This window comes from Burkholderia sp. Ac-20379, from assembly GCF_017104645.1.
Classification (GTDB): Bacteria; Pseudomonadota; Gammaproteobacteria; order Burkholderiales; family Burkholderiaceae; genus Burkholderia.
This window is the reverse complement of record NZ_JAAGPF010000007.1, coordinates 22677-42517: the sequence shown is the minus strand read 5'-3', so window position 1 is coordinate 42517 and position 19841 is coordinate 22677. Positions and strand designations below refer to the sequence as shown.

Annotated in this window: 30 protein-coding genes; 1 reads left to right on the top strand and 29 read right to left on the bottom strand. The window is 62.3% G+C overall.

Translation table 11 applies throughout. From position 1 onward, the window contains the following. Window positions 1–5: 5 nt before the first annotated feature. From rplO to G3N92_RS01900, 27 genes are all read right to left on the bottom strand, one after another. On the bottom strand, window positions 6–440 hold the full coding sequence (gene rplO / locus G3N92_RS02030; protein ID WP_206125767.1) for a 50S ribosomal protein L15: 435 nt from the start codon (window positions 438–440) through the stop codon (window positions 6–8). A 27-nt stretch (window positions 441–467) separates the two neighbouring features. Beyond that, window positions 468–650: a 50S ribosomal protein L30 gene (gene rpmD / locus G3N92_RS02025; RefSeq protein WP_007730608.1), complete on the bottom strand. Its 183-nt coding sequence runs from the start codon at window positions 648–650 to the stop codon at window positions 468–470. A gap of 12 nt (window positions 651–662) precedes the next feature. Next, a complete protein-coding gene (gene rpsE, locus G3N92_RS02020; protein ID WP_206125780.1) occupies window positions 663–1181 on the bottom strand; it encodes a 30S ribosomal protein S5 in 519 nt (172 codons plus the stop codon). Between the two features lie 13 nt (window positions 1182–1194). Next, window positions 1195–1560: a 50S ribosomal protein L18 gene (rplR, locus tag G3N92_RS02015; RefSeq protein ID WP_206125766.1), complete on the bottom strand. Its 366-nt coding sequence runs from the start codon at window positions 1558–1560 to the stop codon at window positions 1195–1197. A 12-nt stretch (window positions 1561–1572) separates the two neighbouring features. Further along, window positions 1573–2103: a 50S ribosomal protein L6 gene (gene rplF / locus G3N92_RS02010; protein ID WP_206125765.1), complete on the bottom strand. Its 531-nt coding sequence runs from the start codon at window positions 2101–2103 to the stop codon at window positions 1573–1575. 16 nt (window positions 2104–2119) lie between these two features. Next, on the bottom strand, window positions 2120–2515 hold the full coding sequence (gene rpsH, locus G3N92_RS02005) for a 30S ribosomal protein S8 (protein WP_206125764.1): 396 nt from the start codon (window positions 2513–2515) through the stop codon (window positions 2120–2122). 14 nt (window positions 2516–2529) lie between these two features. Continuing rightward, window positions 2530–2835, bottom strand: a complete 306-nt coding sequence (gene rpsN / locus G3N92_RS02000; protein ID WP_206125763.1) for a 30S ribosomal protein S14 — start codon at window positions 2833–2835, stop codon at window positions 2530–2532. 7 nt (window positions 2836–2842) lie between these two features. Beyond that, window positions 2843–3382 carry a 50S ribosomal protein L5 gene (rplE, locus tag G3N92_RS01995; protein ID WP_206125762.1) on the bottom strand — a complete coding sequence of 180 codons (540 nt, stop codon included), beginning with the start codon at window positions 3380–3382 and terminating at the stop codon, window positions 2843–2845. 14 nt (window positions 3383–3396) lie between these two features. Beyond that, window positions 3397–3702: a 50S ribosomal protein L24 gene (gene rplX / locus G3N92_RS01990; RefSeq protein ID WP_206125761.1), complete on the bottom strand. Its 306-nt coding sequence runs from the start codon at window positions 3700–3702 to the stop codon at window positions 3397–3399. Between the two features lie 9 nt (window positions 3703–3711). Further along, on the bottom strand, window positions 3712–4080 hold the full coding sequence (rplN, locus tag G3N92_RS01985; RefSeq protein ID WP_206125760.1) for a 50S ribosomal protein L14: 369 nt from the start codon (window positions 4078–4080) through the stop codon (window positions 3712–3714). Window positions 4081–4384: 304 nt separating this feature from the next. Next, window positions 4385–4657, bottom strand: coding sequence for a 30S ribosomal protein S17 (gene rpsQ, locus G3N92_RS01980; RefSeq protein ID WP_206125759.1), 273 nt, complete (start codon window positions 4655–4657; stop codon window positions 4385–4387). Beyond that, on the bottom strand, window positions 4654–4848 hold the full coding sequence (gene rpmC, locus G3N92_RS01975) for a 50S ribosomal protein L29 (protein ID WP_004199856.1): 195 nt from the start codon (window positions 4846–4848) through the stop codon (window positions 4654–4656). The genes rpsQ and rpmC overlap by 4 nt, the downstream gene beginning before the upstream one ends. 9 nt (window positions 4849–4857) lie before the next feature. Continuing rightward, window positions 4858–5274, bottom strand: coding sequence for a 50S ribosomal protein L16 (rplP, locus tag G3N92_RS01970; protein WP_012734361.1), 417 nt, complete (start codon window positions 5272–5274; stop codon window positions 4858–4860). A gap of 2 nt (window positions 5275–5276) precedes the next feature. After that, window positions 5277–6077: a 30S ribosomal protein S3 gene (gene rpsC, locus G3N92_RS01965; protein ID WP_206125758.1), complete on the bottom strand. Its 801-nt coding sequence runs from the start codon at window positions 6075–6077 to the stop codon at window positions 5277–5279. Between the two features lie 11 nt (window positions 6078–6088). Next, window positions 6089–6418, bottom strand: a complete 330-nt coding sequence (rplV, locus tag G3N92_RS01960) for a 50S ribosomal protein L22 (protein WP_206125757.1) — start codon at window positions 6416–6418, stop codon at window positions 6089–6091. Window positions 6419–6430: 12 nt separating this feature from the next. Beyond that, window positions 6431–6706 carry a 30S ribosomal protein S19 gene (gene rpsS, locus G3N92_RS01955; RefSeq protein WP_042623627.1) on the bottom strand — a complete coding sequence of 92 codons (276 nt, stop codon included), beginning with the start codon at window positions 6704–6706 and terminating at the stop codon, window positions 6431–6433. Window positions 6707–6716: 10 nt separating this feature from the next. After that, the gene (gene rplB, locus G3N92_RS01950; RefSeq protein ID WP_206125756.1) at window positions 6717–7544 is read right to left on the bottom strand and encodes a 50S ribosomal protein L2; all 828 of its coding nucleotides are present in this window, start codon (window positions 7542–7544) and stop codon (window positions 6717–6719) included. A 2-nt stretch (window positions 7545–7546) separates the two neighbouring features. Then, complete coding sequence (gene rplW / locus G3N92_RS01945) at window positions 7547–7861, bottom strand: 50S ribosomal protein L23 (protein WP_206125755.1); 315 nt, start codon at window positions 7859–7861, stop codon at window positions 7547–7549. Then, window positions 7858–8478: a 50S ribosomal protein L4 gene (gene rplD / locus G3N92_RS01940; RefSeq protein ID WP_206125754.1), complete on the bottom strand. Its 621-nt coding sequence runs from the start codon at window positions 8476–8478 to the stop codon at window positions 7858–7860. The genes rplW and rplD overlap by 4 nt, the downstream gene beginning before the upstream one ends. After that, window positions 8478–9128 (bottom strand): 50S ribosomal protein L3, encoded by a 651-nt coding sequence (rplC, locus tag G3N92_RS01935; protein ID WP_206125753.1) that lies wholly within the window; start codon window positions 9126–9128, stop codon window positions 8478–8480. Before rplC ends, rplD begins: the two co-directional genes overlap by 1 nt. Before the next feature lie 186 nt (window positions 9129–9314). Then, window positions 9315–9626: a 30S ribosomal protein S10 gene (rpsJ, locus tag G3N92_RS01930; RefSeq protein ID WP_206125752.1), complete on the bottom strand. Its 312-nt coding sequence runs from the start codon at window positions 9624–9626 to the stop codon at window positions 9315–9317. A gap of 130 nt (window positions 9627–9756) precedes the next feature. Beyond that, complete coding sequence (gene tuf, locus G3N92_RS01925; RefSeq protein ID WP_206125731.1) at window positions 9757–10947, bottom strand: elongation factor Tu; 1191 nt, start codon at window positions 10945–10947, stop codon at window positions 9757–9759. Window positions 10948–10987: 40 nt separating this feature from the next. Next, window positions 10988–13090, bottom strand: a complete 2103-nt coding sequence (gene fusA / locus G3N92_RS01920) for an elongation factor G (protein WP_206125751.1) — start codon at window positions 13088–13090, stop codon at window positions 10988–10990. A gap of 117 nt (window positions 13091–13207) precedes the next feature. Beyond that, window positions 13208–13678, bottom strand: coding sequence for a 30S ribosomal protein S7 (rpsG, locus tag G3N92_RS01915; protein WP_006477195.1), 471 nt, complete (start codon window positions 13676–13678; stop codon window positions 13208–13210). A 173-nt stretch (window positions 13679–13851) separates the two neighbouring features. Next, a complete protein-coding gene (rpsL, locus tag G3N92_RS01910; RefSeq protein WP_206125750.1) occupies window positions 13852–14235 on the bottom strand; it encodes a 30S ribosomal protein S12 in 384 nt (127 codons plus the stop codon). Window positions 14236–14513: 278 nt separating this feature from the next. Further along, entirely contained in the window at window positions 14514–16361 is a 1848-nt protein-coding gene (gene recQ / locus G3N92_RS01905) for a DNA helicase RecQ (RefSeq protein WP_206125749.1), read from the bottom strand. A 24-nt stretch (window positions 16362–16385) separates the two neighbouring features. Beyond that, the gene (locus G3N92_RS01900) at window positions 16386–16949 is read right to left on the bottom strand and encodes a hypothetical protein (RefSeq protein ID WP_206125748.1); all 564 of its coding nucleotides are present in this window, start codon (window positions 16947–16949) and stop codon (window positions 16386–16388) included. 204 nt (window positions 16950–17153) lie between these two features. Between G3N92_RS01900 and G3N92_RS01895 the strand changes: the two genes are divergently transcribed. Continuing rightward, complete coding sequence (locus G3N92_RS01895; RefSeq protein ID WP_206125747.1) at window positions 17154–18113, top strand: LysR family transcriptional regulator; 960 nt, start codon at window positions 17154–17156, stop codon at window positions 18111–18113. Between the two features lie 29 nt (window positions 18114–18142). Here the strand turns inward: G3N92_RS01895 and G3N92_RS01890 are convergent, their stop codons facing one another. Both G3N92_RS01890 and G3N92_RS01885 read right to left on the bottom strand, forming a co-directional pair. Continuing rightward, complete coding sequence (locus G3N92_RS01890) at window positions 18143–19063, bottom strand: glyoxylate/hydroxypyruvate reductase A (protein WP_206125746.1); 921 nt, start codon at window positions 19061–19063, stop codon at window positions 18143–18145. Window position 19064: 1 nt separating this feature from the next. Beyond that, complete coding sequence (locus G3N92_RS01885; RefSeq protein WP_206125745.1) at window positions 19065–19835, bottom strand: class II aldolase/adducin family protein; 771 nt, start codon at window positions 19833–19835, stop codon at window positions 19065–19067. Window positions 19836–19841 lie beyond the last annotated feature (6 nt).

Sequence of the window (19841 nt, the reverse complement as noted above, 5' to 3'; positions counted from 1 at the left end):
GTGCGTTACTCGGCAAACGAACCGCCAGCCGCTTCGATCGCTGCGCGCGCCGACTTCGTCGCACCGAGACCCTTCACGACAATCTTGCGCTTCAGTTCGCCCGTGGCGATGATCTTTGCGCTCTTCGTCAGCTCGCCGACCAGGCCGGCTTGCTTCAGTGCGAGCAGATCGATCTCGTCGACCGGCAGCTTCTCGAGGTCGCCCAGACGCACTTCACCGACGAATTCCTTCGTCAGCGACGTGAAGCCGCGCTTCGGCAGACGACGTTGCAGCGGCATTTGACCGCCTTCGAAGCCAACCTTGTGGAAACCGCCCGAACGCGATTTCTGACCCTTGTGACCACGGCCGGCCGTCTTACCGAGGCCGGAACCGATGCCGCGGCCGACACGACGCTTAGCGTGCTTCGCGCCTTCCGCCGGCTTCAGGTTATTCAATTCCATATCAACTCCTAGATCGGTAGTCGGCGCTTAGCCGATGACCTTAACAAGGTACGAAACCTTGTTGATCATGCCGCGCACCGCCGGCGTATCCTGCAGCTCGCTGACCGAGTTGAGGCGACGCAGACCCAGGCCACGCACGGTGGCACGGTGAGATTCGCGGGTCCCAATCAGGCTCTTGACGAGCTGAACCTTGACAGTTTTATCAGACATGGTGACCACCGCTTAGCCCAAAATTTCTTCGACGGACTTGCCGCGCTTGGCAGCAATGTCAGCCGGCGTCGACTGCTTGCGCAGGCCGTCGAGCGTCGCACGAACCAGGTTGTACGGGTTCGTCGAACCGTGGCTCTTCGCGACGACGTTTTGCACGCCCATCACGTCGAACACGGCACGCATCGGGCCGCCAGCGATCACGCCCGTACCATCCTTCGCCGGAGCGAGGAGAACAGCGGATGCGCCGTGCTTGCCGTGCACTTCATGTTGCAGCGTACCGTTCTTCAACGGCACCTTGAACATGTTGCGACGAGCCTGCTCCATTGCCTTCTGGACGGCAACCGGCACTTCCTTCGCCTTGCCCTTGCCCATACCGACGCGGCCATCACCGTCGCCAACCACGGTCAGTGCGGCGAAGCCGAGAATACGGCCACCCTTCACAACCTTGGTCACGCGATTGACCGAAATCATTTTTTCGCGAAGGCCGTCGTCGCGCTCGTCGGCCTGAACTTTCGCTTGCATCTTTGCCATGACGAATTCTTCCTTAGAACTTGAGCCCAGCTTCGCGAGCTGCATCGGCCAGCGCCTTCACGCGGCCATGGTAGCGGAAGCCCGAGCGGTCAAAGGCGACGGATTCGATGCCGGCGGCCTTGGCCTTCTCGGCGATACGCTGACCGATCAGGGTCGCTGCATTGACGTTGCCGCCCTTGCCCGACAGATCAGCCAGCTGCGCACGCACTTCGGCTTCGAGCGTCGACGCGCTGGCAACCACCTTGGTGCCGCACGGCGAGAACACTTGAGCGTAGATGTGCGAGTTCGTGCGATGCACGGCGAGACGCGCGACCTGCAGCTCAGCGATCTTGATACGCGTCTGGCGAGCGCGGCGCAGGCGAGATTGAGTCTTATCCATGATTGCGCACCCTTACTTCTTCTTCGTTTCTTTGAGGATCACAACCTCGTCGGAATAGCGCACGCCCTTGCCCTTGTACGGCTCCGGCGGACGGTAACCGCGAACTTCCGCAGCTACTTGACCGACTTGTTGCTTGTTGATCCCCTTGATCACGATTTCGGTTTGCGTCGGGGTTTCTGCCTTGATGCCTTCCGGCATCTGGTGCACCACCGGGTGCGAGAAACCCAGCGACAGGTTCAGCTTGTCGCCTTGCGCCTGCGCACGATAACCGACGCCAACCAGCGTCAGCTTGCGCTCGAAACCCTTGGTCACGCCGTGCACCATGTTCGCGATAATCGCGCGCATCGTGCCCGACAGTGCATTTGCTTCGCGGCTTTCGTCGACCGGCGCCAGGTTCAGCGTGCCGTCGTTGTTCACCACCGTCACAAGCGGATTCACCACTTGCGCGATCGTGCCCAGCGGACCCTTCACGGTGATGGAGCCGTTTGCCAGCGTCACCTCGGCGCCTTGCAGCGCGATCGGGCTTTTACCTACTCGAGACATGTTTCTTTCTCCTCGATTAAGCGACGTAGCAGATGACTTCGCCGCCGACGCCCGTAGCGCGCGCCTTGCGATCAGTCATCACGCCCTTCGGCGTCGACACGATTGCCACACCCAGGCCGTTCATGACCTGAGGGATGTCATTGCGGCCGCGGTACACGCGCAGACCAGGCTTCGAAACGCGCTCGAGGCGTTCGATGACCGGACGGCCAGCGTAGTACTTCAGTGCAATATTCAGTTCTGCCTTCGCGCCTTCGGTCTTGATCGCGAAATCATCGATATAGCCTTCGTCCTTCAGGACTTGGGCGATCGCAATCTTCACCTTCGACGAGGGCATTGCCACCGAAACCTTCTCGACCATCTGCGCGTTGCGGATGCGAGTCAGCATATCGGCGATAGGATCACTCATGCTCATTTATGTTTCTCCTATTACCAGCTCGCCTTGGTCAGGCCAGGAATCTCGCCGCGGAAAGCGATTTCACGAATCTTGTTACGCGCGAGGCCGAATTTACGGAACGTGCCACGCGGACGGCCCGTAATCGCGCAGCGGTTACGCTTGCGGGTCGGGTTCGAGTTGCGGGGCAGTTGTTGCAGTTCGAGACGTGCGGAATAACGCTCTTCGTCCGACTTGCTCGCGTCGTCGATGATCGCCTTCAGTGCCGCACGCTTCGGCGCGAACTTTGCTGCCAGGCGAGCACGCTTCTTTTCACGTTCGATCAGTGCCAGTTTAGCCACGGTAACCTCAGTTTCTGAACGGGAACTTGAAGCTGGCGAGCAGTGCCTTTGCTTCGTCGTCGGTCTTCGCGGTCGTCGTGATGCTGATGTTCAGCCCACGCAGCGCGTCGATCTTGTCGTAGTCGATTTCGGGGAAAATGATCTGCTCTTTCACACCGATGTTGTAATTGCCACGGCCGTCGAATGCACGACCCGACACGCCGCGGAAATCGCGCACGCGGGGCAGGGCAACCGTCACGAAACGATCGAGGAATTCGTACATCGCGCGACCACGCAGCGTCACCATCGCACCGATCGGGTAGCCTTGACGGATCTTGAAGCCTGCAATTGCCTTGCGAGCCTTCGTCACGACGGGCTTCTGACCAGCGATCTTCGTCAGATCGCCAACGGCGTTCTCGATGATCTTCTTGTCAGCGATCGCTTCGCCAAGGCCCATGTTCAGGGTGATCTTGGTGATGCGCGGCACTTCCATGATCGACTTGTAGCCGAACTTCTCGACCAGGCCGGGAACTACCGTTTCTTTGTAAAACTCTTGAAAACGTGCCATTTTTATACTCCGCGTCAGGCCAGCACGGCACCGGTCGTCTTCAGAAAGCGGACCTTCTTGCCTTCTTCGACCTTGATGCCAACACGCGAAGCCTTGCCGTTCGCGTCGACCAGTGCGACGTTCGAAATATTCAGCGGCATCGTCTTCGCTTCCACGCCACCCGTCGTACCCTTCATCGGGTTCGGCTTCACATGCTTCTTGACGAGGTTGATACCTTCGACAGTGACATGCTCGGCGCCGACGGCCAGCACGACACCGCGCTTGCCCTTATCCTTGCCGGTGATGACGATGACTTCGTCACCCTTGCGAATCTTATTCATCGCGACTCCTTACAGCACTTCCGGCGCCAGCGAAACGATCTTCATGAATCGTTCGCTACGCAGCTCACGCGTGACCGGCCCGAAAATGCGGGTGCCGATCGGCTCGAGCTTGTTGTTCAAAAGCACAGCGGCGTTGCCGTCGAACTTGATCAGCGAACCGTCTTGACGACGCACGCCCTTGGCGGTACGAACCACCACGGCGTTATAGATTTCGCCTTTCTTCACGCGCCCGCGCGGCGTTGCTTCCTTGACGGTCACCTTGATGATGTCGCCAATGCTGGCATAACGACGCTTCGAGCCGCCGAGCACCTTGATGCACAGAACTTCGCGTGCACCCGTGTTGTCGGCCACTTCAAGCCGAGATTCGGTCTGGATCATGGTTTATCTTTCCCAACTTAATCCGGATACCCCACCATGAGGCATACGGTCAGTCTTGGTCCCGTCAGCCAATCGGCTGCTTGGGTTTGAACAGCAGCGACGGCAAACGAAACCCGCCATCGCAAATCGGTGAATCTATCGAACTGACAGGACGTCAGCCCGCTTCCCCCACCGAGACTTTGCCCGCGACGGGGCTCCCATACAGAGGGAAGACCGGGATTATAGCAAATAATCCCGGCCACGCAAGCAAAAACTTTGCGATTTCAAGCACTTCAACTGCTTGCGGGCCTTTCGACCCTCCCGCTTAGATGACGCGGGCTGCTTCTACGAGGCGCGACACCGTCCAGGCCTTCGTCTTCGAGAGAGGACGCGTTTCCTGGATCTCGACGAGATCGCCTTCGTTGTAGGCGTTAGCCTCGTCATGCGCGTGGTACTTCTTCGAGCGCACGACGTACTTGCCGTAGATCGGATGCTTGACGCGGTTTTCGATCAGCACCGTGACGGTTTTATCCATCTTGTTGCTGACAACCCGACCGACGAGCGTCCGCTTGAGCGAGGTTTTCACGCTATCGTTCATTTCTGGTTCGCCTTCTGAGTCAGGACGGTCCGCACACGAGCGATGTCGCGACGCACCTTCTTCAGCTGGCTCGTGTTCGTGAGCTGCTGGGTCGCGAGTTGCATGCGCAGGCCGAATTGCGCCTTAAGCAGATCCGACAGCTCCTTGTTGAGCGCTGCCTGATCTTTCTGGAGAAGTTCGGAAGCCTTCATATTTTCTCCTTAGGCGCCGAGCTGACGAACGATGAACGCCGTCTTCAGCGGCAGCTTCGCTGCAGCCAGACGGAACGCTTCGCGTGCCAGTTCTTCGGTTACGCCATCCATTTCATACAGCATCTTGCCCGGCTGAATCTCGGCGACGTAGTACTCAGGGTTACCCTTACCGTTACCCATCCGCACTTCGGCCGGCTTCTGCGAAATCGGCTTGTCCGGGAAAATGCGAATCCAGATACGGCCGCCACGCTTGATGTGACGCGTCATGGCACGACGCGCCGCTTCGATCTGACGCGCGGTCAGACGGCCGCGACCGATAGCCTTCAGGCCGTATTCACCGAACGAGACGGCGTTGCCGCGCGTCGCGATACCGGTGTTGCGACCCTTCTGCTCTTTACGATACTTTCTGCGTTTCGGTTGCAGCATCGTTATTCTCCAGTCTTGCCGTCTTCCGGCTTGCCTGCAGCGCGACGCGGAGCGCCACGACGGGCACCCGGACCACCGCCTTCACCGTCACGGCGCGGACGACGATCGCCCGGGCGCGCGTTACGGCGCGGACGCTTGTCTTCCGTCACTTCCTCGACCACCGGCGCGTCGTTGCGGCCCAGCGTATCGCCCTTGTACACCCACACCTTGACGCCGATGATGCCGTAGGTCGTCTTCGCTTCCGAGGTCGCGTAGTCGATGTCGGCACGCAGCGTGTGCAGGGGCACGCGGCCTTCGCGGTACCACTCCGTACGTGCGATTTCGATGCCGTTCAGACGGCCCGCGCTCATGATCTTGATGCCTTGGGCACCCAGACGCATGGCGTTTTGCATCGCACGCTTCATCGCGCGGCGGAACATGATCCGACGCTCGAGCTGTTGCGTGATCGAGTCGGCGATCAGCTGAGCATCGGTTTCCGGCTTGCGGATTTCCTCGATGTTGACGTGGACCGGAACGCCCATGCGGCGTTGCAGTTCCGTCTTCAGCTGTTCGATGTCCTCACCCTTCTTGCCGATGACGACGCCCGGACGCGAGCTGTAAATCGTGATCCGTGCGTTCTTTGCCGGGCGCTCGATAACGACGCGACCCACCGAAGCGTTCTTCAGCTTCTTCTTCAGATACTCACGGACGCCGATGTCTTCCTGCAGCATCGCCGCGAAATTGTTGTTGTTCGCGTACCAACGCGACGCCCAATTACGGCTGACGGCCAAACGGAAGCCAGTCGGATGAATTTTCTGTCCCATCGTGCGACCCCTTAATTCCCGACCGTCACAGTGATGTGACAGGATTGCTTCTCGATGCGGTTGCCGCGGCCTTTGGCGCGCGCGGTAAAACGCTTCAGCGACGCTGCCTTGTCGACGAGGATGCTCTTGATCTTGAGCTCGTCGATATCCGCGCCTTCGTTGTGCTCCGCATTGGCGATGGCCGACAGAACGACCTTCTTCACGATACCGGCGGCTTTCTTCGGCGAGAACGTCAGAACGTTCAGCGCCTTGTCCACCGGCAAACCGCGGATCTGGTCAGCCACCAGGCGCGTCTTCTGCGCCGAAATGCGGGCACCGCGATGAATTGCTTTCACTTCCATCTTGATTGCCCCTTATTTCTTGGCCTTCTTGTCGGCCGCGTGCCCCTTGAACGTCCGGGTCAGTGCGAACTCGCCAAGCTTGTGGCCGACCATGTTTTCCGAGATGTACACCGGTACGTGTTGACGGCCGTTGTGCACGGCGATCGTCAGACCAATGAAATCCGGGAGGATCGTCGAGCGACGCGACCAGGTCTTGATCGGCTTCTTGTCGCGCGTAGCTGCAGCTGCCTCAACCTTCTTCAGCAAATGGGCGTCGCAGAACGGACCTTTTTTAACAGAACGTGCCATTGCCTACTCCTTAGCGCTTATGACGGCGCTGGACGATCATCGTCGTCGTGCGCTTGTTGCTACGCGTACGGAAGCCCTTCGCCGGCGTGCCCCACGGGCTCACCGGATCGCGACCTGCCGCGGTCTTGCCTTCACCACCACCGTGCGGGTGATCGATCGGGTTCATCGCGACGCCACGAACCGTCGGGCGGATACCGCGCCAGCGGTTTGCACCGGCCTTGCCGATCTGACGCAGGCTGTGCTCTTCGTTGCCCACTTCACCGATCGTTGCACGGCACTCGATGTGCACGCGGCGGATTTCGCCCGAACGCAGACGAACCTGCGCGTAGACGCCTTCACGCGCCAGCAGCATGGCCGACGTGCCAGCCGAACGCGCGATTTGCGCGCCCTTGCCCGGCAGCATCTCGATGCAGTGGATCGTCGTACCGACCGGAATGTTGCGGATCGGCAGCGTGTTGCCTGCACGGATCGGCGCTTCCGAGCCCGACAGGAGCTGCTGGCCAACCGTCACGCCCTTCGGCGCGATGATGTAGCGGCGCTCGCCGTCTGCGTACAGAACCAGCGCGATGTTCGCGCTACGGTTCGGGTCGTACTCGAGACGTTCGACCTTTGCCGGGATGCCGTCCTTGTTGCGACGGAAATCGACGACACGGTAGTGTTGCTTGTGACCACCGCCCTTATGGCGGGTGGTGATGCGGCCGTTGTTGTTACGGCCGGCGGTCACGCTCTGCGTGTCGAGCAGGGCCGCGAACGGCTTGCCCTTGTGCAGATCCTTGTTGACCACCTTGACCATCGCGCGGCGACCCGGCGAAGTCGGCTTAACTTTAACGATTGCCATGATTACTTGGCCTCCGCTTCAAAGTTGATTTCCTGGCCGGGCTTCAGGCAGACGTACGCCTTCTTCACGTCCTTGCGACGGCCCATCGAACGGCCGAAACGCTTCTGCTTGCCCTTTTGGACCAGCATGTTGACGGAATTGACTTCCACCTTGAACAGCAGCTCGACCGCGGCCTTCACTTCCTGCTTCGTGGCATCCGGCGCGACTTCGAACACAACTTGCTCGTTCTTGTCTGCAACCAGCGTCGCCTTTTCCGAGACTACCGGCGCGAGCAGGACCTGCATCAAACGATGATCGTTTTTGCGAATCTCGCTCATGACAGCAACTCCTCGATCTGGGCGACCGCAGCCTTCGTGACCAGGATCTTCTTGAAGTAGATCAGCGACAGCGGGTCGGCGTAACGCGGCTCGACAACTGCCACATTCGGCAGGTTGCGCGACGCGAGGTACAGGTTTTCTTCAACCGTGTCCGTGATCACGAGCACGGACTCCAGGCCCATGGCCTTGAACTTCTCGGCCAGCAGCTTGGTCTTCGGCGCTTCGAGCGTGAACTCTTCGACGACCGACAGACGGCCTTCGCGGGCCAGCTGCGAGAAGATGGAGCGCAGACCTGCGCGGTGCATCTTCTTGTTGACCTTGTGCGAGAAGTTTTCTTCCGGCGAATTCGGGAAAATACGGCCACCGCCGCGCCACAGCGGGCTCGACGACATACCGGCACGAGCGCGGCCCGTACCCTTCTGGCGCCACGGCTTCTTGGTCGTGTGCTTGACTTGCTCACGATCCTTCTGCGCGCGGTTACCCTGGCGAGCGTTCGCCTGGTAAGCAACGACGACCTGGTGGATCAGCGCTTCGTTGTAGTCACGACCGAACACTGCGTCCGATGCGTTGACGACTGCACCTTCCTGACCATTTTCATTCAGGAGCTTGAGTTCCATTATTTCGCTCCCTTGGTCTTGACGGCCGGCGTCACGAAGACTTTGCCGCCCTTCGCGCCCGGAATAGCACCCTTCACGAGCAGCAGCTTGCGCTCTGCGTCGATACGTGCGATTTCGAGGTTTTGAACCGTAACGGTCTCGTCACCCATGTGGCCGGTCATGCGCTTACCCGGGAACACACGGCCCGGATCCTGCGCCATACCGATCGAACCCGGCACGTTGTGCGAACGCGAGTTACCGTGGGTTGCGCGACCCGAGCTGAAGTTGTAACGCTTGATCGTACCGGCGTAGCCCTTACCGATCGACACGCCTTGCACGTCGACCTTTTGGCCTACTTCGAAGAGATCGGGACCGACGATGGCGCCGTTCGACAGCTCGGCTGCCTTCGTCGCATCGATACGGAATTCCTTGAGAACTTCACCGGCTTCAACGCCGGCTTTGGCGAGATGACCTGCCAGCGGCTTCGTCACGCGCGATGCGCGGCGGGAGCCGAATGCAACCTGAACAGCCGTGTAGCCGTCGGTTTCAACAGTCTTGATCTGCGTCACGCGGTTGTCCGACACGTCCAGCACGGTGACGGGAATCGAATCCCCTTCAGCCGTGAAAATACGGGTCATGCCAACCTTGCGACCTACGAGTCCAAGGCTCATCGTTTTCTCCATTCCCGACTGCGATTGGTCGGGGCTAATTTACAAAACGCCGCGTCCGCCGGAACGGCAGGTACGCAGGCTTTTACGCAAATACGCGAAAAGCCAAGCATTATAGCCAAGCTTTTCGTTTTTCGCAAGCAATCAATGACTTAGCGCTTCCGACCGGGGCCGGATCCGCCGAAAGCCTTACTGCAGCTTGATTTCGACGTCGACGCCTGCCGGCAGATCGAGCTTCATCAGCGCGTCGACCGTCTTGTCGGTCGGATCGACGATGTCCATCAGGCGCTGGTGCGTGCGGATCTCGAGCTGGTCACGCGACGTCTTGTTGACGTGCGGCGAGCGGAGGATGTCGAAACGCTGGATGCGCGTCGGCAGCGGCACCGGGCCACGGACGATTGCGCCGGTCCGCTTCGCGGTGTCGACGATTTCGGCAGCCGACTGGTCGATCAAACGATAGTCGAACGCCTTCAGGCGAATGCGGATTTTTTGTTGAGCCATGACAATTCCTAAAAAGAACGAGGCGATATTGCGTCGCCAGATCACTAAAAGAACGTAGGAACGGACGCCACCGGAGAGGTGGCGCCCGTTCCCGAGCGCTGCATATTACATCAAAACGCGATCGACGAGTTTAGGCGAGGATCTTTGCAACAACGCCGGCGCCGACGGTACGGCCGCCTTCGCGGATTGCGAAGCGCAGACCTTCTTCCATGGCGATCGGAGCGATCAGCTTCACCGTGATCGACACGTTGTCGCCCGGCATGACCATTTCCTTGTCCTTCGGCAGCTCGATCGAGCCCGTCACGTCCGTCGTACGGAAGTAGAACTGCGGACGGTAGTTGTTGAAGAACGGCGTGTGACGGCCGCCTTCGTCCTTGCTCAGCACGTACACTTCAGCCGTGAAGTGCGTGTGCGGCTTGATCGAGCCCGGCTTCGCCAGAACTTGACCACGCTCCACGTCTTCGCGCTTCGTGCCGCGCAGCAGGATACCGACGTTGTCGCCTGCTTGACCTTGGTCCAGCAGCTTGCGGAACATTTCGACGCCCGTGCAGGTCGTCTTCACGGTGTCCTTGATGCCGACGATTTCGAGTTCTTCGCCGACCTTCACGATACCGCGCTCGATACGACCCGTCACCACCGTGCCGCGGCCCGAGATCGAGAACACGTCTTCCACCGGCATCAGGAACAGGCCGTCAACAGCGCGTTCCGGCGTCGGGATGTACGTGTCCAGCGCGTCGGCCAGGCTCATGATCGCCACTTCGCCCAGCTCGCCCGTGTCGCCTTCCAGCGCCAGCTTGGCCGAACCCTTCACGATCGGCGTGTCGTCGCCCGGGAAGTCGTACTTCGACAGGAGTTCGCGAACTTCCATCTCGACCAGCTCGAGCAGTTCGGCGTCGTCCACCATGTCGCACTTGTTCAGGAACACGATGATGTACGGCACGCCAACCTGACGGGCCAGCAGGATGTGCTCGCGCGTTTGCGGCATCGGGCCGTCGGCAGCCGAGCAAACCAGGATCGCGCCGTCCATCTGTGCGGCGCCCGTGATCATGTTCTTCACATAGTCAGCGTGGCCCGGGCAGTCGACGTGTGCGTAGTGGCGGTTAGCCGTTTCGTACTCGACGTGTGCCGTGTTGATCGTGATGCCGCGCGCCTTTTCTTCCGGTGCCGCGTCGATCTGGTCGTAGGCCTTCGCTTCGCCGCCGAACTTCTTGGTCAGCACCGTCGTGATTGCTGCCGTCAGCGTCGTCTTGCCGTGGTCAACGTGACCGATCGTACCGACGTTGACGTGCGGCTTGGTCCGTTCGAATTTACCTTTTGCCATGATTCTCTTCTTTCAAAAATGAATGTTTGGAGGAGACGAATTACTTCGACTTTGCGCTGATGATCGCTTCGGCGACGTTACGCGGAGCTTCGGCGTAGTGCTTGAACTCCATCGTGTACGTGGCGCGACCTTGGGTCAGCGAACGCAGCGAGGTCGAGTAGCCGAACATTTCCGACAGCGGCACTTCGGCGCGAACGATCTTGCCGCCGCCAACCATGTCTTCCATGCCCTGGACGATACCGCGACGGCCCGACAGGTCGCCCATCACGTTGCCCATGTAGTCTTCCGGCGTTTCGACTTCGACGGCCATCATCGGCTCGAGGACGACCGGGCTCGCCTTGCGCATTGCTTCCTTGAACGCCATCGAACCGGCCATGCGGAACGCATTTTCGTTCGAGTCGACATCGTGGTACGAACCGAAGGTCAGGTGCACCTTCACGTCGACGACCGGGAAGCCTGCCAGCACGCCAGCCTTCAGCGTGTCCTGGATACCCTTGTCGACCGCCGGGATGTATTCACGCGGAATCACACCACCCTTGATCTCGTCGAAGAACTCGTAGCCCTTGCCCTGCTCGTTCGGCTCGAGCGTGATGACCGCGTGACCATACTGGCCGCGACCACCCGACTGCTTGACGAACTTGCCGTCGACGTCCTTGGCCGTTGCACGGATCGTTTCGCGGTAAGCAACCTGCGGCTTGCCGACGGTGGCTTCCACGCCGAATTCGCGCTTCATCCGGTCGACCAGAATTTCGAGGTGGAGCTCGCCCATGCCCGAAATGATGGTCTGGCCCGATTCCTCGTCCGTCTGGACGCGGAACGACGGATCTTCCTGAGCCAGGCGGTTCAGCGCCAGGCCCATCTTTTCCTGGTCCGGCTTCGTCTTCGGCTCGACGGCCTGCGAGATCACCGGCTCCGGGAACACCATGCGTTCCAGGATGATCGGGTGCTGCGGATCGCACAGCGTGTCACCCGTGGTCGCTTCCTTCAGGCCGACCGCTGCGGCGATGTCGCCTGCACGGACTTCCTTGATTTCTTCGCGCTGGTTCGCGTGCATCTGCAGAATCCGGCCCAGGCGTTCCTTCTTGCCCTTGGTCGAGTTCAGCAGCGTGTCGCCCGAATTCACGACGCCCGAGTACACGCGGAAGAAAATCAGCTGGCCGACGAACGGGTCGGTCATGATCTTGAATGCCAGCGACGAGAACTTTTCGTCGTCCGACGCAACGCGTTCGACCTTGTCGCCGTTGTCGAGTTCGCCCGAAACCGGGGGAATGTCGACCGGCGACGGCAGGAAGTCGATCACGGCGTCGAGCATGCGTTGCACGCCCTTGTTCTTGAACGCGGTACCGCACAGCATCGGCTGGATTTCGCACGCGATCGTCCGGTCGCGCAGCGCCTTGACGATGTCGGCTTCCGGCAGATCGCCTTCTTCCAGGTACTTGTTCATCAGGTCTTCATTGGCTTCGGCAGCCGCTTCGACCATCTTTTCGCGCCATTCCTGGCAGGTCTCGGCGAGTTCGGCCGGGATGTCGACGTAGTCGAACTTCGTGCCTTGCGAGGCCTCATCCCACACGATCGCCTTCATCTTGATCAGGTCGACCACGCCCTTGAAGCCTTCTTCCGCGCCGATCGGCACCACGACCGGAACCGGGTTCGCCTTCAGGCGCAGACGGAGCTGGTCGTAGACCTTGAAGAAGTTCGCGCCGGTACGGTCCATCTTGTTGACGAACGCCAGACGCGGAACCTTGTACTTGTTGGCCTGACGCCACACGGTTTCCGACTGCGGCTGAACGCCACCCACCGCGCAGTACACCATGCACGCGCCGTCGAGCACGCGCATCGAGCGCTCGACTTCAATCGTGAAGTCGACGTGGCCCGGCGTGTCGATGATGTTGATGCGGTGTTCCGGATAGTTGCCGCCCATGCCCTTCCAGAAGGCCGTGGTGGCAGCGGACGTGATCGTGATGCCACGTTCCTGTTCCTGTTCCATCCAGTCCATCGTGGCGGCGCCATCGTGAACTTCACCGATCTTGTGGTTCACACCGGTGTAAAACAGGATGCGCTCGGTCGTCGTCGTCTTGCCGGCGTCGATGTGGGCGCTAATACCGATATTGCGGTAGCGCTCGATAGGAGTCTTGCGAGCCACTTTGAATCCTCTATGGGTTAACGCAACGCAAGGTTGCGTCACGCCTCAACACAAACGGGCGAGGCGCCTGAAACAGCGCACCCGCCCGGATTTTTACCGCTTGAGTCTCGCTCTCGCTTAGAAGCGGAAGTGCGAGAACGCGCGGTTGGCTTCTGCCATCCGGTGAACTTCGTCGCGCTTCTTCATCGCGCCGCCGCGGCCTTCGGCCGCTTCGGAGAGTTCACCTGCCAGGCGCAGGGCCATCGACTTCTCGCTACGCTTCTTCGCGGCCTCACGCAGCCAGCGCATCGCCAATGCCATACGACGCGACGGGCGCACTTCGACCGGAACCTGATAGTTCGCACCACCAACGCGACGGCTCTTCACTTCGACCACCGGCTTCACGTTGTTCAGCGCGACAGTGAACACTTCCAGCGGGTCCTTGCCACCCTTGGTCTGGATCTGTTCGAAAGCGCCATAAACGATGCGTTCCGCGACCGACTTCTTGCCGGACAGCATCAGCATGTTCATGAATTTTGCAACATCAACGTTACCGAACTTCGGATCCGGCAACACTTCCCGCTTGGGGACTTCGCGACGACGCGGCATGTTTCTTCCTTTAACTTTTCAGTTGGAGCTGACATCCAGCCCCGCGGCCACCAACAAACCCGATTCATCTCGTTCGACTAACCAGCTTGGCCGGGTGACCACTTACTCGACAGCACCGGCTATCCGGCACCACCGCATTAATCGCCTGACGGCGATCACTTTTCAGAACCTGCTTACTTCTTCGTAGCCTTGGCACGCTTCGCGCCGTACTTCGAGCGAGCTTGCTTACGATCCTTGACGCCCTGGGTATCCAGCGAGCCGCGAACCATGTGGTAACGCACACCCGGCAAGTCCTTCACACGGCCGCCGCGGATCAGCACAACCGAGTGTTCCTGCAGGTTGTGGCCTTCACCGCCGATGTACGAAATCACTTCGAAGCCGTTCGTCAGACGAACCTTGGCGACCTTACGGAGTGCCGAGTTCGGCTTCTTCGGCGTCGTGGTGTACACGCGAGTGCACACGCCGCGACGCTGGGGGCAGTTCTGCAAGGCCGGGCTCTTGCTCTTGGTCGTTTCCGACTCACGGCCTTTGCGAACCAGTTGGTTGATGGTTGGCATTGTGTATTCCTGAAAATGACAAAAACCGGCACACTCGCATCGGGCAAAGCGACGCAGGCATGCCTGTGGCAATCCGACGCCCCGCTGACACCCCACCCGCCGACACTTCTTGTCGGCACGCGAGTTTACCTACCGGGAATCGGAACCCGGCATCATAAGTCAAAAATCCCAAGCGGGTCAATAGCTTGCGTGATTTGCCGACGCAACAATAAGTGACGAATCAGTGACGGCCGGTTGCGGTGATCGCAGCGCAACATCGCGCCTCACCGCAACGCGGCCTACAGCGATTCGACCACGTCGATGAGCTCGTCGCCGAAACGCTCGAGCTTGCGGGCGCCGATACCGGGGATATGGCGCAGATCCTCGATCGATTCGGGCGCATTGCGGGCGATCTCGGCCAGGGTCGCGTCGTGAAAGATCACGTAGGCTGGCACGCCGTCGCTCTTGGCGGTTTCGGCGCGCCAGGCGCGCAACCGTTCCCAGCACGCGCGCTCGCGCGTGGACATGCCGGCGGTGGGGTCGGCGCGCGCGCCGCTGCGTGTGGACGCGTTGCGCGAACTCTTCGGCTTCACGTAGCGCCGCAGCGTGACGTTCTGTTCGCCCTTGAGCACCGGCTTGCTGGCCTCGGTCAGCTCGAGCGCGCCGAAGCCGCCGTGATCGACCGCCAGATAGCCGAACGCCACGAGCTGACGGAAGATCGCCCGCCATTCGGGCTCGGACAGTTCGGCGCCAATGCCGAACGTGCTCAACGAATCGTGACCGCGCTGCTGGATCTTTTCCGTCTTGGCGCCGCGCAGGATCTCGATCAGGTGGCCCGCGCCGAAATTGAAGCCGCTCGCCCGCTGCGCGCGGAACACGCACGACAGGGCCATCTGCGATTCGCGCGTGGCGTCCCAGGTGGCGGGCGGCTCGAGGCAAGTGTCGCAGTTGCCGCACGGCTGGCTCGCCTCGCCGAAATAGCCGAGCAGGCGCACGCGGCGGCACGACGCGGTTTCGCACAGGCCGAGCAGCGCATCGAGCTTCGAGGTCTGCACGCGCTTGTGGGCGTCGTCGGCATCGGATTCGTCGATCATCTTGCGCTGCTGCACGACGTCGCCCAGGCCATACGCCATCCAGGCATTGGCAGGCAGGCCGTCGCGGCCGGCGCGGCCGGTTTCCTGGTAATAGCCTTCGACGCTCTTCGGCAGGTCGAGGTGAGCCACGAAGCGCACGTCGGGCTTGTCGATGCCCATACCGAACGCGATCGTCGCGCACATCACGATGCCCTCCTCGCGCTGGAACATCTCCTGATGGCGCTGGCGCACCTCGAATTCCATGCCGGCGTGATACGGCAGCGCACGCACGCCTTGAGTCTTGAGCCACTCGGCCGTTTCCTCGACCTTGCGGCGCGACAGGCAATACACCACGCCGGCATCGGTCGTGCCGTCGGCATTGGTGTGTTCGGCGCGGATGAAATCGAGCAGTTGCGAGCGCGCGTTGTCCTTCTCGACGATCCGGTAGCGGATGTTCGGCCGGTCGAAGCTCGACACGAACACGCGCGTATCGTCGAGCGCGAGCCGCTGGACGATTTCGTCGCGCGTGATGGCGTCGGCGGTGGCCGTCAGCGCGATGCGCGGCACGTACGGGAAGCGCTCGTGCAGGATCGACAGCTTGATGTATTCGGGCCGGAAATCGTGCCCCCACTGCGACACGCAATGCGCCTCGTCGATCGCGAACAGGCCGATGCGGGTGCGTTCGAGCAGATCGAGGAAGCGCGGCGTCATCAGCCGCTCGGGCGCCACGTAGAGCAGATCGAGCTCGCCGTCGCGCAGCGCGCGCTCGGTGGCGGCGGCCTCGGCGCCCGACAGCGTGGAATTCAGGTAAGCGGCGCGCACGCCCACTTCGGTCAGCGCGGCGACCTGATCCTGCATCAGCGCGATCAGCGGCGAGACGACGATGCCGGGGCCCTGCCCCGCCTCGTGACGCACCAGTGCCGGGATCTGATAGCAGAGCGACTTGCCGCCGCCGGTGGGCATCAGCACGAGGCAGTCGCCACCGCCCGCGACATGCTCGACGATCTCGCCCTGTTGGCCGCGAAAGGCCGGATAACCGAAAACTTCGTTCAGGATTTCGAGCGCGCGCGACATGAGGCAGGAGGGATCGGGTGAAAATCAAGGCTGCATTTTACAGACAGAAACCGCGCCGCCCTCGTCTTCGCGTCCGGATTGGCCATTCGGACGGGATCGCGCTGCCGCGTGGGCACGCGCCGCGCTGCGCTGCGCCAGATCGCCGGGAGGGCGCGCGACCAGCGAGATCGCGATCGTCACGCGCCGGCCGCCGGTATCGAGCGCGACCCTGTTGGCGAAGCCGTAGACATGCCCGAGCAGCGACACGCAGAGGGAATCGTCGCTGTCGACGCCAACCTCGGCCACGTCGTTGTCGGCGGTCAGGAACGGGGCGCGGCGATCCATCAGGCCGCCGAGCGAGGCGCGGGAAAGATCGCGCCCGGACAGATAGTAGTCGTAGACGAACGGCGACGCCGCGCCCTCGTCGGGCCGCCGCACCACGTAAAGCCGCAGCCCGGGGCGCAGCACGCGCGTGCGCACGACCCCGTCGTCAGCAATGCCGTAATGGCGCAGATACCACCAGCCCGGCAGGGCCAGCACCGCCAGCAACACGCAGAGCGCGAGGCCGGCTACGCCGATCCCGCGATTGACCGCCGCAACGTTGCGCATGATCGCTCACCTCAGTTGGTCGCGCGGCCGGAGCGCGATCGTGGAGGCAGAGATCATCCGGCGAGGCGCCGGTTCAAGCGCGCCGGCCTGAATCAGGGAAAAGTCGAGCAGCGACCATAGCACCGGGCCCATCTCGAAACAACGGATGCACAGGCAAAAACGGCGCCCCTATAATTCGGCATTTTTTCGCCTCCGGAGGCCGCGATGACTCGCAGCGTACGCGCCGCATTGCTCAACGACCGGCTCGACTGGAACCTGCTGCGCACCTTTCTCGTCATCGCGCGCGAACAGAGCGTGAGCCGCGCCGCCGCGCACCTCCACATCACGCAACCGGCCGTCAGCCATGCGCTGCGGCGGCTCGAGGAGCAGCTCGGGCGCAAGCTCGTGCAGCGCAGCGGCCCGCGCATCGACATCACGCGCGCCGGCAACGAGGTGCGCGAGATCGCCGAGGATATCTACGGCAGCATCTCGCGGCTCGCCAGTGACGAAGACGCGGGCGGGCACTACGTGTCGGGGCAGGTGCGCCTGATCACCGTCAGCGGCGTGCAGTCGGAAGCCTACGACGATTTCCTCGGCGACTTTCATCGCGACTACCCCGACATCGATCTCGACGTGCAGGTGATGCGCAGCGCCGACGTGCCGAGCGCCCTGCTCCAGCACACGGCCACGGCCGCGCTGAGCCTGAACCGGCACGTCGGCGGAAAGATCGCGCAGCAACGGTTCATGCCGCAGCGCTACGCGCTGTTTTGCGGGCGGCGCCATCGGCTGTTCGGCCAGCCAGGGCTCGTCGTCGACGACCTGCGCGACGAGAATTTCGTTTCGTTTGCGGGAGATCAGCTTGGGGCGTCGTTGTCGGTGCTGAGCGTGTTTCGCGACCAACACGGGCTGGCCGGGCGCGTCGTGGCGACCTCGGCCAGCATGGCCGAAATGGTGCGGCTGATCGTGGCCGGATTCGGGATCGGCAGCCTGCCCGAACACGTCGGGCAGGCGCAGGTGGACGCGGGCCGCATGATGCGGCTGCCGCCTGACGACGGCGTGGCGGATCTCGACGTCATGCTGCTGTGGGCGGCCGATCGCAAGCCGCGCGCGGCGGAAGCGGTGTTTCTCGAACGGATCCGCGCGTTCGCGGAAAACGCGGGCAAGCCCGGCGACGCGGCGGCGTAATCCGGCACGGCCGCCAACACACGCCGCCCTCAGTATCCGCGCGCCACGTCCACCTGATTTTCGAGCGGCGCGCCGTCGCGCAAGCGCAGCACATTGGCGGCGATCTGCGCCGCGATCCGCTCGAAACTCGCCACCGACGCCATGTGCGGCGTGACGATCAGGTTCGGCGCACGCCAGAACGGATCGTCCTCGGGCAACGGCTCGCGCTCGAACACGTCGATCACCGCGCCGCCGAGCGCGCCGTCCTCCAACGCAGCCAGCACGTCGTCCGGCACCAGATGCTCGCCGCGGCCCACGTGGATCAGCTTCGCGCCGCGCGGCAGCCGGGCCAGCAGGCGGCGATCGACGATGCCGCGCGTATCGGCCGTCAGCGGCAGCAGGCAGACGAGCAGCTCGCTGCCGGCCAGGAACGCATCGAACGCGTCGGCGCCGAACGTTTCGACGCCCTCGATCGCCTTGCGCTCGCGCGACCAGCCGCGCACCCGAAAACCCGCATCGGCGAGCTGGCGCGCCACGTGCAGGCCGAGCGCACCGAGCCCCATCACGCCCACGCTGCGCTCGCCGGCGGCCACCTGCGCATAGCGCTGCCAGCGCCGCTCGCGCTGGTTGGCCAGCACGCGGTCGAACTCGCGATGGAAGTGCAGCACGGCCCACATCACGAATTCGCCCATGCCCTGCGCGTGCGCCGGATCGACCACGCGGCACACCGGCACGGCGGGCAGCGCCGGGTCGGCAAGGATGTGGTCGACGCCGGCCGCGATGCTGTGCACGAGCCGCAGCGACGGCAGCCGCGCGAGCGCGCCGGCCGGCGGTCGCCAGCACACTGCGATGTCGGCGTCGTGGGGATCGGTGTCCGCGCCCGCGATGCGCAGCCCCGGCAAGCGCTCGCGCAGCGGCGCGAACAACGGCGACAGGTCGAAGCCGTCGCTGAGAAAGGCGATGCGCGTCATGTCAGTTGCGATAGTCGGTGGCGCCGCCGTCGATCAGCCGCAGCGCCGCCTGCCATTGCAGCGCGATGATCGCCTCGGCCTCGTCGCGGTCGAATTGCTCGGCCGCCAGCCGGCACACCGCCTCGGAGGGCTGGCTCAACGCCGCGCCGCCGGCCATCGCACGCACCTGGATCTGGCACGCGAGTTCGAGAAAGTAGATGTTCTGGAACGCGGCCGGCACCGAGCGGCCGGCCACCAGCAGCCCGTGATTGCGCAGGATCATCGCGCTGTGCGGGCCAAGGTCGCGAATCAGCCGCTCGCGCTCGCCGAGATCGAGCGCGATCCCCTCGTAGTCGTGATACGCGAGCCGCTCGTAGAACTTCAGCGCGTGCTGGCTGATCGGCAGCAGCCCGTGCTGCTGCGCCGACACGGCCGAGCCGGCCGCCGTGTGCGTATGGATCACGCACTGCAGGTCGGGCCGCGCCTGATGGATCGCCGAATGGATCGTGAAGCCTGCCGCGTTGACGCGGTAGCGCGCCGGATCGTCCTCGACGATCGGCTCGACGACGCGCCCCTGGCCGTCGATCTTGATCAGATCGGACGCGCGCATTTCATGGAACAGCACGCCGTAGCGGTTGATCAGGAAATGATGCTCGGGGCCGGGCACGCGCGCGGTGATGTGCGTGTCGATCATGTCGGTCATGCCGAAGTGCGCGACGAGCCGGTACAGCGCGGCCAGTTCGACGCGCGCCGTCCATTCGGATTCCGGAATGTGCTGGGGTGCGGTGTGCATGGAAAT

Coding starts and splice junctions, on each gene's coding strand:
- rplO (WP_206125767.1), bottom strand. CDS start 440: ATGGAATTGAATAACCTGAAGCCGGCGGAAGGCGCGAAGCACGCTAAG.
- rpmD (WP_007730608.1), bottom strand. CDS start 650: ATGTCTGATAAAACTGTCAAGGTTCAGCTCGTCAAGAGCCTGATTGGG.
- rpsE (WP_206125780.1), bottom strand. CDS start 1,181: ATGGCAAAGATGCAAGCGAAAGTTCAGGCCGACGAGCGCGACGACGGC.
- rplR (WP_206125766.1), bottom strand. CDS start 1,560: ATGGATAAGACTCAATCTCGCCTGCGCCGCGCTCGCCAGACGCGTATC.
- rplF (WP_206125765.1), bottom strand. CDS start 2,103: ATGTCTCGAGTAGGTAAAAGCCCGATCGCGCTGCAAGGCGCCGAGGTG.
- rpsH (WP_206125764.1), bottom strand. CDS start 2,515: ATGAGCATGAGTGATCCTATCGCCGATATGCTGACTCGCATCCGCAAC.
- rplE (WP_206125762.1), bottom strand. CDS start 3,382: ATGGCACGTTTTCAAGAGTTTTACAAAGAAACGGTAGTTCCCGGCCTG.
- rplX (WP_206125761.1), bottom strand. CDS start 3,702: ATGAATAAGATTCGCAAGGGTGACGAAGTCATCGTCATCACCGGCAAG.
- rplN (WP_206125760.1), bottom strand. CDS start 4,080: ATGATCCAGACCGAATCTCGGCTTGAAGTGGCCGACAACACGGGTGCA.
- rpsQ (WP_206125759.1), bottom strand. CDS start 4,657: ATGAACGATAGCGTGAAAACCTCGCTCAAGCGGACGCTCGTCGGTCGG.
- rpmC (WP_004199856.1), bottom strand. CDS start 4,848: ATGAAGGCTTCCGAACTTCTCCAGAAAGATCAGGCAGCGCTCAACAAG.
- rplP (WP_012734361.1), bottom strand. CDS start 5,274: ATGCTGCAACCGAAACGCAGAAAGTATCGTAAAGAGCAGAAGGGTCGC.
- rpsC (WP_206125758.1), bottom strand. CDS start 6,077: ATGGGACAGAAAATTCATCCGACTGGCTTCCGTTTGGCCGTCAGCCGT.
- rplV (WP_206125757.1), bottom strand. CDS start 6,418: ATGGAAGTGAAAGCAATTCATCGCGGTGCCCGCATTTCGGCGCAGAAG.
- rpsS (WP_042623627.1), bottom strand. CDS start 6,706: ATGGCACGTTCTGTTAAAAAAGGTCCGTTCTGCGACGCCCATTTGCTG.
- rplB (WP_206125756.1), bottom strand. CDS start 7,544: ATGGCAATCGTTAAAGTTAAGCCGACTTCGCCGGGTCGCCGCGCGATG.
- rplW (WP_206125755.1), bottom strand. CDS start 7,861: ATGAGCGAGATTCGCAAAAACGATCATCGTTTGATGCAGGTCCTGCTC.
- rplD (WP_206125754.1), bottom strand. CDS start 8,478: ATGGAACTCAAGCTCCTGAATGAAAATGGTCAGGAAGGTGCAGTCGTC.
- rplC (WP_206125753.1), bottom strand. CDS start 9,128: ATGAGCCTTGGACTCGTAGGTCGCAAGGTTGGCATGACCCGTATTTTC.
- rpsJ (WP_206125752.1), bottom strand. CDS start 9,626: ATGGCTCAACAAAAAATCCGCATTCGCCTGAAGGCGTTCGACTATCGT.
- tuf (WP_206125731.1), bottom strand. CDS start 10,947: ATGGCAAAAGGTAAATTCGAACGGACCAAGCCGCACGTCAACGTCGGT.
- rpsG (WP_006477195.1), bottom strand. CDS start 13,678: ATGCCGCGTCGTCGCGAAGTCCCCAAGCGGGAAGTGTTGCCGGATCCG.
- rpsL (WP_206125750.1), bottom strand. CDS start 14,235: ATGCCAACCATCAACCAACTGGTTCGCAAAGGCCGTGAGTCGGAAACG.
- recQ (WP_206125749.1), bottom strand. CDS start 16,361: ATGTCGCGCGCGCTCGAAATCCTGAACGAAGTTTTCGGTTATCCGGCC.
- G3N92_RS01900 (WP_206125748.1), bottom strand. CDS start 16,949: ATGCGCAACGTTGCGGCGGTCAATCGCGGGATCGGCGTAGCCGGCCTC.
- G3N92_RS01895 (WP_206125747.1), top strand. CDS start 17,154: ATGACTCGCAGCGTACGCGCCGCATTGCTCAACGACCGGCTCGACTGG.
- G3N92_RS01890 (WP_206125746.1), bottom strand. CDS start 19,063: ATGACGCGCATCGCCTTTCTCAGCGACGGCTTCGACCTGTCGCCGTTG.
- G3N92_RS01885 (WP_206125745.1), bottom strand. CDS start 19,835: ATGCACACCGCACCCCAGCACATTCCGGAATCCGAATGGACGGCGCGC.